Consider the following 13,356-nt stretch of genomic DNA (forward strand, 5'->3'; position numbering starts at 1 on the left):
GCCACCCGGCATGTGCACTACCGTATCAATTCTCCTGATAAGCCTTTTCGATTAGCAGTTTCGCTTTCATCAGATCATGTTCATCGCGAACGACCAGCTCAACGTTACCCGTTCCCCAATGCCCAATATGAGTTACATCCCGGCTAAATCCCTCTTCTAGCTGAATATGCTCAGGATCCAGCTTCAGCCATAAGCGGATATGCGGATCGGTCACGGGGTAAACGCCGGCGCAAACAAAATTCCTCAGACGGCGGAATGCGCCGTATAGCTTTAGCTCTTTGTATTGCACTTCATCCCCAAGAGACAGGACGTAGCTTTTTAGCTGTTCGAAAAGAAGGGCTAATTCTGTGGATGCGCTGGCGAGCTGTTCGCTATGCGATCGTGTGTTACGCTTGCCAGCAGCAGCGGTTAGCGTATCGGTTGCACCCTCTGAAAACGCGTTTTCAACCACGGCATTGACCAGTTCGAACATCAGCAGATCGTCAGAAAAAAGCTTGTAACGAATCAGGCTGATGTTGCGGTTAATCTGCTGTACGGCATGTTCGTCATACTTATTGAAATCAGCGGCAATACAGAGCAGGCGCGTACCAGACCAATCGATAGCCTCCGCCGTCTCTTTTCCGAGCTTCTCCATCACCAACCACTTAAATTCAGCCTTATGATCGAGGAGCCAGTCCAGATAAAACAGCCCCTGGTTGATCACATTTTCGTTGCTGTGACGTTTGTATTCGATAATGACCGGGCAGTTATTTTCGTCCAGACCCAGTGAATCAATGCGTCCACGGTGGGTCTTACCGGTACTGTATTCACTGTCGAGAAAACGAACCCCGAGAAAGGTCTCCATTCGGGATTCGATCAAGGATTGCAGCTCTTTTTCGATGGTTGCTGCTTTACCGGAAAGTTCTTTTACGCCGCTAGCACTATAGCGGAAGAGTTGGATATCACTCATGAGTCGATTCCCTGCGCATTTTTGCGATGTCATACATTAAATGAGCAAACCCTCTGGCAACGTCAGGAGACGATAAGTACTGCATCATCATCTCCTTGTGCGCTTCGTTGCTGTCTATCACGGCGTCATCAATGGCTTTCGTAAAGTCGCCCAGCATCGCCTGCTCACGGGTGTTGTTGTCGAGTTGGGTCATGACAAGTTTGTTTTCTGCGAGCTTATCGTAAACCACAAAGGCGTAGTTGAGCATATCTTTGTCGGTCAGGTTTTGGGTGATAAACAGCTCGTTGAGCTGCGCCAGCACCTGCGACATAAACTCCTCTTTCTTATCTTTTGCTTTTGCGGTGCCGACGTCATTGACCGGGTTAAGCTTATACTCTGCCGCATCCTCCTGAAGCTTTATATGCTGCTCCATGATTTTTGAAAGCCGATAGTGACTCATTTCAACATTGGATAGATCGACGTCATCTTCATCTGTTGCCTCTTCACGAAGTAAGGGGCGTAGGTGTCGACAATAGAGGCTTAACTTCTCCAGCGACTTGTCATCGTAGGCGACGATCTGGGACATAAATTCGTAAAAGCGTACAAAGCTGCCGAGATCTTTTTTGAAGATCTCCAGACGATCTTTTTCCTGCTTGCAGGCTTTAAAACTGTTTTCCGCGTTCGCGAGCAAAATGGGGTTAGGAGAATCCCTTTTTGTTAACTCATAGATCTGTTTGGCGCTGATATACGCCTCTTTCGCGGAGGCATACCGCATTGCCCAGCGGTTTACTGCGGGCAGGCAAATATTGCTGAGCGTCGCATTCGATTTCTTCTTACTGTAAAAAGCCTCGCACAGCTGTTCGACTTCGTGCCATAAAAATATCCCCGTCGCGCGAAGTTTCTCGTACAGATCGAACACCAGACCCGGATCGCTGACATCGGTCAATTCAGCCTTTTGATAGTAGGGCTGAAAGGCAGCGAGAATATCGTCAGGTTCGTTATAAAAATCGAGTACAAAGGTGCCGGATTCCTTTTTGCCGGGATAGGTTCGGTTCAGCCGCGACAGCGTCTGTACGCACTCCACGCCGCCAAGCGCCTTATCCACGTACATGGCGCACAGTTTCGGCTGGTCAAAGCCGGTCTGGAACTTGTTGGCCACCAGCATTACCTGATAGTCATCGGTATCAAAAGCCTTACGCATATCGCGGCCTTTGAGCGCCGGGTTCATATTGATTTCAGTAAATTTCTTGTGCAACAGCGCAAGGCTGTTCATGTCATTTTCCTGAAACTCAACTTCGCCTGAGAACGCCACCATCGCAGTGATCTTTCCGTAGCCCATGTCGGCAATGTATTTATCAAACGCCAGCTTATAGCGCACAGCTGCTTTGCGAGAGCTGGTGACCACCATCGCTTTTGCTTGTCCACCGAGCAGATGCATCACGTGCTGGCGGTAATGCTCAACGATGACTTTTACCTTTTGCGCGACATTGTGTTCATGCAACGTCACCCACTGGTTGAGCCTGATCTTCGCCCGATTGCTGTCCACTTCCCGATCTTTATCACCCATTTTTTGCAGCAGCTTATAGGCGACTTTGTAATTGGTGTAATTCTTCAGCACGTCGAGGATAAAGCCCTCCTCGATGGCCTGACGCATGGAGTAAACATGGAACGCCGTAGGTTTGTTGGTTCTGGATGCGGGTTCGTGCGGGTTGGGTCTGCGGCCAAAAAGCTCCAGGGTCTTCGCCTTCGGCGTTGCGGTGAAGGCGTAGAAATTAAGGTTGCTGCTCCCGCTGCGTGCGGCAAGGGTGGCGTCGAGGATATCTTCAGAGGTCAGGACCACATCCTCGTCGGCCCCTTCGCTCATCAGCACTTCTTTCAGCTGGCGCGCCGTGGAGCCGCTCTGGGAGGAGTGCGCTTCATCTGCGATGATCGCGTAGGTTCGTTCTTTGAGGCTGGTGCTGTTTTCGATCGCTTTGAGTACGAACGGGAAAGTCTGAATAGTGACGATGATGATGGGCTGCGAGTGCTCCAGCGCGCTGGCAAGCTTCTCCGATTTCGAGCCTTCCCCCTCGCGGTTGTTGATTCGCCCGACCACCCCATCCGCATGTTCAAACTGATAGATGGTGTCCTGCAGCTGATCGTCCAGCACGGTACGGTCAGTCACAACAATCACCGAGTGGAAGCGTTTTTCACCCTTTTCGTTATGCAGGCAGGAGAGCTGATGCGCCGTCCAGGCGATGGAGTTTGATTTTCCGGATCCGGCGCTGTGCTGGATAAGGTATTTGTTGCCGGTGCCTTCTTCGTCTGCGGCGGCAATCAGCTTGTTCACCACGTCCCACTGGTGATAGCGCGGGAAGATCAGGCTCTCTTTTTTGACCTTTTTACCGTCCCAGTCCTCTTTCTCCTCGATTTGAAGATGCACAAAGCAGGCAAGGATTTTCAGCAGGTTCTCAGGGAGTAATACCTCGTTCCACAGATAGCTGGTGGCGTATTCCTGGTTATCTTCCGGGATGTCGTTCCCCGCGCCGCCTTCTTTGGTGCCTTTGTTAAACGGCAGGAAGAACGTGTCATCACCTGCCAGTTTGGTGGCCATGTAGACCTCATACTGGCTGACGGCGAAATGCACCAGCGCGCCGCGCTTGAAGGTCAGCAGCGGCTCAGGCTTGTTGGTCGCCGGATCTTTCGGCAGGCGCGTTTTTTTGTACTGGTTAATGGCGCTGTTGACCGTCTGCTTGAACTCGGATTTCAATTCGAGAGTGGCAACGGGAAGGCCGTTAATAAACAGCACCAGATCGATGCGCCAGCGTTTGGCTTTCGCCTCCGTCTCGGTGCCGCTCGCGTGGGGGCTGTAAACCAGTTCCGGAACGATGCGGCAGATGTTCTGCCGATAGCGCGCAAGGGTGCCCGGGTTGAGGTTGTGATCCGGCTTAAACTGGCATAATGAGAAGCGCGCATTATGGCTTTTGATGCCGTGGCGCAGCACCCCCAGAGTACCGTAGGTCCGGGACTGGAGATCGGTGGCGTTGGCATCGGCTTTTTTAAGCTGCGCGACCAGCGCATCGAGAAAATGACGCTCGGTGTCGTTGGGATAGATGCGGGTGAATTTTTCCCACTCCTGCGGCTGGGTGATTTGAACAAAGGTCAGCGCATCCTGCGGATAGAGGGCCCGTTCGCGATCGTACTTGCTGCCCGTGCCGGGAACCCAGCCGTTTTGGCACATCTGGTTTATGATATCGCCCTGCAGATTAACTTCTTTGGTGACGTCGGCGATCATGCGGTGGCCTCCTCAGCGGTGAGGGATGATTCGGTGCTGCTGGCGGGAGGCGTCCAGTCGCGGAGATCGATTTTGCCGGTGACTGCGGCGGAGATAAGGGCGGTGCGACGTTCTTTCAGAAGCTCAATTTGCTGAAGTTGTTTTTGGATTAGGGTGTCGATTTGTGTTGTCTGATTATCAAGTAATTTTGATATATACTCTTGCTCATTCTTTGGTGGGAGCCAAATAGATAATCCGCGTAAGATAGCTTGAGTGATGCTAAATACTTTTACGCCCTTAACAGCATGTTTTATTTGCGATCTTAATTCCTGGCAATCGAAAAGATAAGCAAGGAAACGATAGTTTTTTCGATCTATAGGGCGAGCGATAATTGTATGATAACCAGCGAAGATACTAGAGTCAGTAGTGAGTTGTGAGAAATTTCCTGCCCCTTCAACATCTTCTGATGTGTCGGCGAAAATAATGTCACCTTTTATAAGTAATGAGTTTTTGTCATTTTTTAAATATGCTTTATTAACATACTTCAATTTGTGAATGTTTGGGTTAATCTCAAAACCGTACCTGGAATGTATTTCTCCATAGTTGATACAAGGTATACCCTCATCCTGGAGGTTTTCTTTAGTAATAGTAAGGCCTTTGTCAAATAAGAAGCAATATCGAACTTTGCTTATTGACCAATGTGTGGGAATTTGCCCCAACCACTCAACCCCAGAATCTTTCATCGGTGCGTCAGGGTTTAACCCTTTGGTTACGGTATGGCTTATTACTGCCTGACGTTTTTCTTTTAGCAGTTCGATGAGTCGTTGTTGTTTTTCGATCAGATTATCAATTTTTTTTGATTCGTTATTTATGAAGCTAGCGATTGTATTTTGTTCAATAATGGAAGTGAAAGGTAAAGAGATTGCGCCAAACTGCTCATAATTTATAGATTTACCATCTCTCAAACTATCTGTCGATGCTTGTAAAGCAGAAATGAAGGGTCTGCATTTAAAAATATACTGATAATAGTTAAAGCTTATAGGCTTTGCATTTTTCAAAAAAGTATATGCGGGTGAAACACAGCCAGAATACTTACTATATTCAATGCCACCTTCAAAACTACGGAGGCTTATTACAAAATTATCCTTTTCAACATGCCGAAATGAATCCGTACCTTTTAGTGCAAGCATTACTTTTGAATCATTTAGTTGCATCATTAAGGACTGAGGTATTACCCCGTATTTTTGACTTGCTGCAAGTTGTTCATCATTTTTAAAAGCGTAAGTACGCACACTATGAAACAACCTTTTCCCCATTAATATATTCCAATGCTCGGGAATCTCCCCCAACCACTCAACCCCAGAATCCTTATATTCCGGATACGCCTTATACTTAGCCATCAGGAGTGTACCTCCTGCAGCAGCTTCATAATTTCCGCGCTCAGCGCATCCAGCTCCGCGTCAATCTCCTCCAGCGGGCGCGGTGGCTTATAGACATAAAAATGTCGGTTAAATGGAATTTCGTACCCAACAACCCCAACCTCGCCGTCGCGGGCGTCGCGCTTATCGGCATTAATCCAGGCGTCCGGCACGTGCGGCAGCACCTCCGCCTTCACGTAGCCTTCAATCAAATCGCTGGTCGAAGCAGACGGATTGAGCGCAACGTTCTCGTTGTCGCGCAGGTCGGCATCCTGCTCAAACTCCACCACCTGTCCGCGGTAAGCAAACGCGCCGTACAGCGGCTGCGCATCCTCCTTGAGCACCTTTTTGACGACCGGCTCCGCGTCCGGGTTTTTGCGGGTAATGGCCTCGATGAACTGCTTATGCTCTTTGGCATCCAGCTTAACGGCGGCGGTTTTAAACGCCTCTTTGAGCGTCAGCTGGAACTGGTTGAAATCATCGCTCGGCTGAGCGCGACCGCCTGGTTTCCCGTCGAGAACCGTCTGGATTTTTTGCGCTTTGATCATCAGCGCGCGCTGTTGTCGCCACAGCGTTGCGTCGAGCAGATCTTTAATCTGCTTCTCTTTAAGCTCAGGGAATTCAGCCTTGATAACGGAGCGTGCTTCCACCTCGAACTCGGCAAAGCTGCCGTAGTTCTCGTCCTGCCAGAAGGCACCGAACGCGTCGTACAGGCACGCCATCGGTGCGTTAAGCGGTTTTGGCGCAAAGCGCAGCGCGGCAATGGATTCGTCCGTGACCTGAGCCGTTAAACGCAGCGGGCGCTCAATGGTCAGGCGGCGGAAGCCAAAGTCGGTACTGTTGAAAATCTTGCAGGCGAAAGTGCGTTTGTCATCGGCGTCTTTAAGATCCACGACCTCGAAGTCGCCAAAGGTACGGGTGATAAGCCGAATATCCTCCTCGCTCATCATGTTGCGCTTCGCGCCCAGTGACTTACGCATTTTGCTGCACAGCTTGCTGGCGTCGATCAGCTGGATCTTGCCCTTACGCTCCGCCGCCTTTTTGTTCGACAGGATCCACACGTAGGTGGCGATCCCGGTGTTGTAGAACATGTCGGTGGGCAGCGCGACGATCCCTTCCAGCAGATCGGCTTCAAGGATGTAGCGGCGGATCTCGCTTTCGCCGCTGCCCGCACCGCCCGTGAACAGTGGCGAACCGTTGAGGATGATCCCGATGCGCCCGCCGCTATCCGCATCGCGCATTTTGCTGATCAGATGCAGCAGGAACAGCAGCGAGCCGTCGGAAACGCGCGGCAGGCCAGGGCCGAAACGGCCATCAAATCCTTTGCGATGTTCGTTGTTAACGTCGGCTTCTATCTTCTTCCAGTCCACGCCAAACGGCGGGTTCGATAGCATGTAATCAAAGCGGTCGGCGGGAAGCTGATCGTTAGAAAGGGTGTTGCCCAACTTGATGCGGCTGACGTCCTGACCTTTTATCAGCATGTCGGCCTTGCAGATAGCGTACGATTCCGGGTTTAGCTCCTGCCCAAACGCGCGCATCACCGCTTTCGGATTCAACTCGTGGACGTACTCCATCCCGGCAGAGAGAAAGCCCCCCGTGCCCGCCGTCGGGTCGTAAAGGGTTCGAATAACACCCTCTTTGGTGAGCGCCTCGTCATCTTCCATAAACACCAGCGAAGTGGTGAGGCGCACGATATCGCGCGGCGTGAAATGCTCACCGGCGGTTTCGTTCGAGCTTTCGGCAAAACGACGGATCAGCTCCTCGAAGACCAGCCCCATATCATGGTTGGAGATGGCCTGCGGGCTAAGATCGGTGGTGGCAAACTTCTGCACCACCTTGTAGAGGAGATTAGCATCGTCCAGCAACCCGATGAATTCGCTGAATTTAAAGTGCTCGAAAATTTCCCGCGCGTCTCTGGAAAAATATTGAATGTAGTTTTCCAGGTTGGCCCTGATGTCGTTTTGGCCCATTTTGCTCAGGTCCAGCGGCGAGGCGTTAAAGAACGTCAGTCCGTTGGTGGCGCGCAGGATTAACTTTTCTTTCGCTTCTTCAGGCAGGGGAGAAGAGCGGACTTTTTGAGCCTCAATAACGACGGCCTCTTTAGTTTCTTCAAGCACGCATTCCAGGCGGCGCAGCAGGGTGAACGGGAGAATAATACGCCCATATTGAGATTGCTTAAAATCACCGCGCAGGAGATCTGCGACAGACCAGATAAAGGCTGCTGTTTGGGAGAAATTCAGGGTACTCATAAAAGCGTCCTTGCCCATATTTCAGGCATTTTTAATGATGATTAAAACCCTCTTTTTATCATGGCTAAAAGTATTGATCGACTAAAAAGTCGATCTAAATCAATGCTTTATATTTATTGGTCGCAATAATTTATAGTTATCATGAATGTGTGTTTCAATACAAATGATGGAGCTGGGTTATATAGCATTAACGCATAATCGCCACAGCACCCACCCGCCAAACCCCATCAGCACCACCCCCGCTGTGCGCTCAATCAGCCAGAGCGAACGGCTGAGCTTCTGTTGAACCACCGATAGCCCCAACAGCGACACCAGCGCTAAATCCCACGCCAGCACCGCCATCACCATCCAGATGCCGCATGTAGCCTGCTGAAGCAGCGTGACATCCGGCCCCAGTAGCGCCGTCATCAGGGCCAGATAGAACAGCGCGTTCTTCGGATTAAGCAGCGCCGAGCCGAGCCCCAGCAAGATCTGCTTACGCAGCGAGGGGCGATGCTGTCGGGTTTCATTCAGCGCCAGTGCCCGCGGTTGGCTGCGCACCAGATGCGAGCCTATCCACAGCAGGTACAGCGCCCCGCAAAGCTCGATAAGCGTAAACAGCCAGGCAAACTGGCGCAGCGCGCTCCAGCCGATTATCACCAGTAAGATATACAGCCCGTTGCCCGCGGCGATACCGACGCACACTCCGGCGCTGCCGCGCAGCCGATAGCGCGCGGCGTAGCCCACCAGCAGGAAGAAGTCCGGGCCAGGGCTTAGCAGGGCAACAAAGTGCGCCAGCGCCAGGGCGAGAAAAGCGGAAGGGAATAACAGTTCCATAGCAACCTCGGTTAACAATCCGAGGTCAGGCTACAGCGCTGAAGAACCTATTTATTGTCGGATATTGATCGGCCCGTAGCGTACTGGCGCGGCGTGGCGGCGGTATAGCTGACGAAGGTCTTATGAAAATGGCTCTGATCGGCAAAGCCGCTCTGGTAGCCAACGTCGGCGATGTCGTCCCCGGCACGTAGCCGCGCTTTGGCGAACTCCACGCGGGAGATGTTGAGGAAGCTGCCCGGCGTCAGGCCGGTGTCCTGCCTGAAGGTGCGGATCAGCGTCTCCTTGCGCAGCGAGAAGCGTTGGGCAAGCTCGTCGAGGGAAGGCGGAGCGGCCAGGTCGGCAAGAAACGCCTGCCGCACGTGCTGGCTGGTTGAGCGAAGCGCATCTGCGTTTTTCTCGCATCGGGGAAGGGCTGAAAGCAGCGTATCCACGGATGCAGGCGACATCGTCTCAACAATATCAAGGTAGCGCTTAAAGAGCGTAGGGTCGCGAATCATCTGGAGCGCCAGAGGAAGATCGGTGTCGATATAGAGCATATGGTAGCTGCGCGGTTGCCCGGCGACGGGGTTGCAGCTGTGCGGCGCAGAGGCCGGGATCACAATGAGGTCCCCGGGGTTAAGGATGTATTCTCTGTCATGGCACACGCAGCAGGTCTGGCCTTCCATAATCGCGCCGATAGAGAGCTGAGGGTGACTATGGCGTTTGTACGCCTGCGTGCTCCGCCACGTGCTGCGCAGCTCAAGGCCTGAGGCGCGGTGAAAAGTCTGCCGGATGTGTCGGGTATCGGTCATAAGCACTCCTTCTGGACGTTTTTTATACCACGTCAGCGAACCGTCTGGCAGCGCTTCATTAAGAACCTTCCGGATATACCCAACTTTACGTCCACGGCCAGTCATGTTGACTACCCTTAATACCCTAAGCGGTAAAACAAGGAGATTCGACATGGCTTATCAGACAGTAAACCCTGCCACTAACCAGCTCATCAAAGAATACCCCTCGCATACCGACGCGGATATCGAAGCGGCGCTGAAGGCGGCCGATGCGCTTTACCATTCGGACTGGGCGAAAGGCGACATCAGCCAGCGTCTGCCGGTGCTGCATAAGCTTGCCGACCTGATCGACGAGCGCACCGAGGATCTGGCGAAAATCGCCAGCCAGGAGATGGGTAAGCTCATCGAACAGAGCCGCGGCGAGGTGAAGCTGTGCGCGCAGATCGCCCGCTACTACGCCGACAACGCGAAGAAGTTTCTGGCCCCGGTGAAGTATCAATCCGAACTCGGGGAAGCGTGGGTGGAGCATCATCCCATCGGCGTGCTGATGGCCGTTGAGCCGTGGAACTTCCCGTATTACCAGCTGATGCGCGTTCTGGCGCCAAATCTGGCGGCGGGTAACCCGGTGATCGCCAAGCATGCCAGCATCGTGCCGCACTGCGCCGAAACCTTTGTCCATCTGGTCCGCGAGGCGGGCGCGCCGGAAGGTGCATGGACCAACCTGTTTATCTCGTCCGAGCAGGTGGCGAACATCATTGCCGACGATCGCGTGCAGGGTGCCGCATTAACCGGCTCCGAAAAAGCCGGTAGCGTGGTGGCCGCACAGGCGGCGAAGCACATTAAGAAATCCACGCTTGAGCTGGGCGGTAACGACGTATTCGTGGTGCTGGACGATGCGGACCTGGACAAAGCCGTCAAGATTGGCGTGAATGCGCGGCTCAACAACGCCGGGCAGGTCTGTACCGCGGCGAAGCGCTTTATCCTGCATGAAAAGATCGCCGACGCTTTCCTGAGCAAATTCACCGAGGCGTTTAAGCAGGTGAAGATTGGCGATCCGCTGGACGAAAGCACTACGCTGGGGCCGCTGTCGTCGAAAGATGCGCTAGAAACGTTGACCAAACAGGTTAACGAGGCGGTGAAAAACGGCGCGACGCTGCACTATGGCGGCAAGCCGGTGCAGCGCGACGGCAGCTTTTTTGAACCGACGATCCTGACGAACATCTCGCGCGACAACCCGGCGTACTTCGAAGAGTTCTTCGGCCCGGTGGCGCAGATGTACGTGGTGAAAAACGACGAAGAGGCGGTCGCGCTGGCGAACGACTCCCACTACGGCCTGGGCGGGGCGGTATTCAGCCAGGATATCGAGCGCGCGAAGAAGATGGCGTCGCGTATCGAGACGGGGATGGTGTACATCAACTGGCTCACCGATACCGCGCCAGAGCTGCCGTTCGGCGGCGTGAAGCGCTCCGGTTACGGACGCGAGCTGTCGGATCTGGGGATTAAAGAATTTGTGAACCAGAAGCTGGTGGTGGTGCGTAAGTAACGTAGTAATAAAAAACCTGCCGAATGGCAGGTTTTTTATTTATCAGGTGGATTAGAAGCTCACGCCGCCGCCGAAGTAAGCGCCGTCTACCAGCGTGTGGTTTGGACGACCGTCTTTGCCATCAACGCTCACGTGACGATAACCCACCTTCAGCGTCACCGGCTTCACTGGCGTCCAGCTTACGCCGCCGTTCGCTTCAACGTAGTTTTTCACGCTGTTGTTCAGGCCGTCTGGAGCAACGTAGCCTTCACCGAATACCCTGATGCTGTCGGTCAGGGCAACGTTCACACCGCCGCCGACCGGGAACGCCACGCCGTTATCGCCTTTCTTCGGGCCAACGTAGAGGGCCTTAGCGCCTGCGTTCAGCATCACCGGGCCGACCTCGAAGTTGTAGCCTGCACCCACGCCACCGGTCGTGGTGCCGTCGTCGGTGTTTTTCAGCCAGCTACCTTCGGTGTACAGACCAGAGGTTGATTTACCCATTTCGACGTTCAGGTTAGTGAAGTTCTTACCCTGCTCAATGCTGCCGCCCATGGCCAGTGCGGAGCCTGATACGGCGGTCAGAGCGGAAAGAAGGAGAACGTTGAGCTTTTTCATGAGTTTTTCCTCTTCATCAAATTAATCTGAGGGCACCTTAACAAGAGCTGTTTATCACTGCAAATGTGATGTTTGTCGAGTTTTTAAGCTGATTTTGTTGGGTTTTTGAATTTTAAATGTTGGTTGAATGTTGAGCCGGCAAGGAGTCAATACGTAATGCATTCGCGTTTAGGGATGGTTCAGGGTTTTGATTAAACGTACGCTGAACGAGCCGGAGAATGTAGTTCGTGTTGAATTAATTGAGTTTCTAATAATTTCCAAAAGTGTTTCAGTTGTCACAGATTAAGACACAGGTTTACATTTCTGGAGGTGGTTATACGTCCCGCAACGCCAGGTCGCTTTCCGCCATGTCATTTTTCTGACACGTTCCTTCTTTACGTTGTTGGCTTCACTTCCTGGACACTAACAATATGAAAAGAAAAATTATTCCTGTGCTTATCGGCTGTGCGCTCTCTTTCTCTGGCCTCGCGGCGCAGCCCACTGCTGAGCGCTATGTCGTCAGCTTCCCTGAAGGCTCCCACGTGAGCTACAGCGGCGCGTTTGCCGATGCGTTTCCGAACGGACTCCCTGTGGGAATCGGCTCCGGCCTGCTGTTTACGGGCAAGCAGGGCGATGCCCTGACCTTTGCGACCGTGACCGATCGCGGTCCCAACGCCGATGCGCCAAAAATGGGTAAAAACGAAGCCAAAATATTTGTCACGCCTGATTTCGCGCCGCTGCTGATGACCATCCGCGTCCAGAACGGCAAAGCGGAGGCGGTTGATGCCCGCCCGCTGCATGATGATAAAGGCGAGATTAACGGTCTGCCGCTGCAAAGCGGCGTGATTGGTTCCACCAATGAAGTGGCGTTCAGCGATACCTTAAAGACGCTCAGGGGTGACAACCGTGGCCTGGACACAGAAGGCATCACCCCGGACGGAAAAGGCGGCTACTGGCTGTGCGACGAATATGGTCCGTTCCTGATTAACGTCGACAGCAAAGGGAAGATCTTGGCGATCCACGGGCCGCAGGCCGCGGAAGGGGAGAAATCCATCGCGGGCGGCCTGCCAAACATCATCAAATGGCGCCAGCCGAACCGGGGCTTTGAAGGCCTGACCCGGATGCCGGACGGACGCATTATCGCCGCCGTGCAGAGCACGCTGGACATCGACGGTAAGAGCAAAAAGCAGGGGCTGTTTACGCGTCTGGTGAGCTTCGATCCGGCAACCGGCAAAACCGCAATGTACGGTTACCCCATCGACAGCGCGGCCTACGACAAAAACAGCGACGCCAAAATCGGCGATATCGTGGCGCTTGATGACCAGCACATCCTGCTGATTGAGCAGGGAAGCGATAAAAACGACGGAATGCGTAACCTGATTTACAAGGTGGATCTCAGCAAGGCGAGCGACCTTTCCGCCTTCGACAAGCCGGGCGAGTACCCTGAGTTTGATGATGAGAAAACCCTGGCGCAGCGCGGCATTACCCTTGCGGCTAAAACGCAGGTCGTCGATTTGCGCGCGTTGGGCTGGCAGCAGGAGAAGGCCGAAGGGCTGGCGCTGATCGACAGCAAAACGCTTGCGGTGGCGAACGATAACGACTTTGGCGTAAAGGTAGCGATGCAAAACCCGGTCGAGGGCAAGAAGCTCAAGGATTATCGGGTGAACGCGGAAGGCAAGCTGACGCTGGATGATAAACCGGTGGAAACCACGCTCAGCGTGAAGCCGCTGAAGAAGCCGGAGTCGGACAGCGAGCTGTGGATTGTGACGCTTCCGGAGGCGGTGAAATAATACCAGGGCTTAC

At 53.2% G+C, this 13,356-nt stretch carries 9 protein-coding genes; 2 read left to right on the forward strand and 7 right to left on the reverse strand.

The window, feature by feature from the left end; translation table 11 throughout:
* Positions 1-25 precede the first annotated feature (25 nt).
* The 6 genes from AB3N39_RS02775 to AB3N39_RS02800 all read right to left on the reverse strand — a co-directional run bounded on the left by AB3N39_RS02775 (position 26) and on the right by AB3N39_RS02800 (position 9,455).
* Positions 26-949 carry a DUF5655 domain-containing protein gene (locus AB3N39_RS02775; RefSeq protein WP_367897053.1) on the reverse strand — a complete coding sequence of 308 codons (924 nt, stop codon included), beginning with the start codon at positions 947-949 and terminating at the stop codon, positions 26-28.
* Positions 942-4,202, reverse strand: a complete 3,261-nt coding sequence (locus AB3N39_RS02780) for a type I restriction endonuclease subunit R (RefSeq protein ID WP_367897054.1) — start codon at positions 4,200-4,202, stop codon at positions 942-944. The genes AB3N39_RS02775 and AB3N39_RS02780 overlap by 8 nt, the downstream gene beginning before the upstream one ends.
* Positions 4,199-5,581 (reverse strand): restriction endonuclease subunit S, encoded by a 1,383-nt coding sequence (locus tag AB3N39_RS02785; RefSeq protein WP_367897055.1) that lies wholly within the window; start codon positions 5,579-5,581, stop codon positions 4,199-4,201. The genes AB3N39_RS02780 and AB3N39_RS02785 overlap by 4 nt, the downstream gene beginning before the upstream one ends.
* Positions 5,581-7,848, reverse strand: coding sequence for a class I SAM-dependent DNA methyltransferase (locus AB3N39_RS02790; protein WP_136195657.1), 2,268 nt, complete (start codon positions 7,846-7,848; stop codon positions 5,581-5,583). Before AB3N39_RS02790 ends, AB3N39_RS02785 begins: the two co-directional genes overlap by 1 nt.
* A gap of 177 nt (positions 7,849-8,025) precedes the next feature.
* Positions 8,026-8,664: a LysE family translocator gene (locus AB3N39_RS02795; protein WP_367897056.1), complete on the reverse strand. Its 639-nt coding sequence runs from the start codon at positions 8,662-8,664 to the stop codon at positions 8,026-8,028.
* A 47-nt stretch (positions 8,665-8,711) separates the two neighbouring features.
* Positions 8,712-9,455: an AraC family transcriptional regulator gene (locus AB3N39_RS02800; protein ID WP_136195655.1), complete on the reverse strand. Its 744-nt coding sequence runs from the start codon at positions 9,453-9,455 to the stop codon at positions 8,712-8,714.
* Positions 9,456-9,606: 151 nt separating this feature from the next.
* Here AB3N39_RS02800 and AB3N39_RS02805 point away from each other — a divergent pair, with 151 nt between their 5' ends.
* Positions 9,607-10,977, forward strand: a complete 1,371-nt coding sequence (locus tag AB3N39_RS02805; protein WP_367897057.1) for an NAD-dependent succinate-semialdehyde dehydrogenase — start codon at positions 9,607-9,609, stop codon at positions 10,975-10,977.
* Between the two features lie 51 nt (positions 10,978-11,028).
* Here AB3N39_RS02805 and AB3N39_RS02810 read toward each other — a convergent pair whose 3' ends face one another.
* Positions 11,029-11,574 (reverse strand): YfaZ family outer membrane protein, encoded by a 546-nt coding sequence (locus tag AB3N39_RS02810; RefSeq protein ID WP_133293723.1) that lies wholly within the window; start codon positions 11,572-11,574, stop codon positions 11,029-11,031.
* A 410-nt stretch (positions 11,575-11,984) separates the two neighbouring features.
* Between AB3N39_RS02810 and AB3N39_RS02815 the strand changes: the two genes are divergently transcribed.
* The gene (locus AB3N39_RS02815; protein WP_367897058.1) at positions 11,985-13,343 is read left to right on the forward strand and encodes an esterase-like activity of phytase family protein; all 1,359 of its coding nucleotides are present in this window, start codon (positions 11,985-11,987) and stop codon (positions 13,341-13,343) included.
* Positions 13,344-13,356: the final 13 nt, after the last annotated feature.

This window comes from Enterobacter vonholyi, assembly GCF_040834095.1.
Classification (GTDB): domain Bacteria; phylum Pseudomonadota; class Gammaproteobacteria; order Enterobacterales; family Enterobacteriaceae; genus Enterobacter; species Enterobacter vonholyi.

Bases quoted from the DNA above. Each gene is read 5' to 3' on its own strand.
- AB3N39_RS02775 (WP_367897053.1), bottom strand. From the start codon at position 949: ATGAGTGATATCCAACTCTTCCGCTATAGTGCTAGCGGCGTAAAAGAA.
- AB3N39_RS02780 (WP_367897054.1), bottom strand. From the start codon at position 4,202: ATGATCGCCGACGTCACCAAAGAAGTTAATCTGCAGGGCGATATCATA.
- AB3N39_RS02785 (WP_367897055.1), bottom strand. From the start codon at position 5,581: ATGGCTAAGTATAAGGCGTATCCGGAATATAAGGATTCTGGGGTTGAG.
- AB3N39_RS02790 (WP_136195657.1), bottom strand. From the start codon at position 7,848: ATGAGTACCCTGAATTTCTCCCAAACAGCAGCCTTTATCTGGTCTGTC.
- AB3N39_RS02795 (WP_367897056.1), bottom strand. From the start codon at position 8,664: ATGGAACTGTTATTCCCTTCCGCTTTTCTCGCCCTGGCGCTGGCGCAC.
- AB3N39_RS02800 (WP_136195655.1), bottom strand. From the start codon at position 9,455: ATGACCGATACCCGACACATCCGGCAGACTTTTCACCGCGCCTCAGGC.
- AB3N39_RS02805 (WP_367897057.1), top strand. From the start codon at position 9,607: ATGGCTTATCAGACAGTAAACCCTGCCACTAACCAGCTCATCAAAGAA.
- AB3N39_RS02810 (WP_133293723.1), bottom strand. From the start codon at position 11,574: ATGAAAAAGCTCAACGTTCTCCTTCTTTCCGCTCTGACCGCCGTATCA.
- AB3N39_RS02815 (WP_367897058.1), top strand. From the start codon at position 11,985: ATGAAAAGAAAAATTATTCCTGTGCTTATCGGCTGTGCGCTCTCTTTC.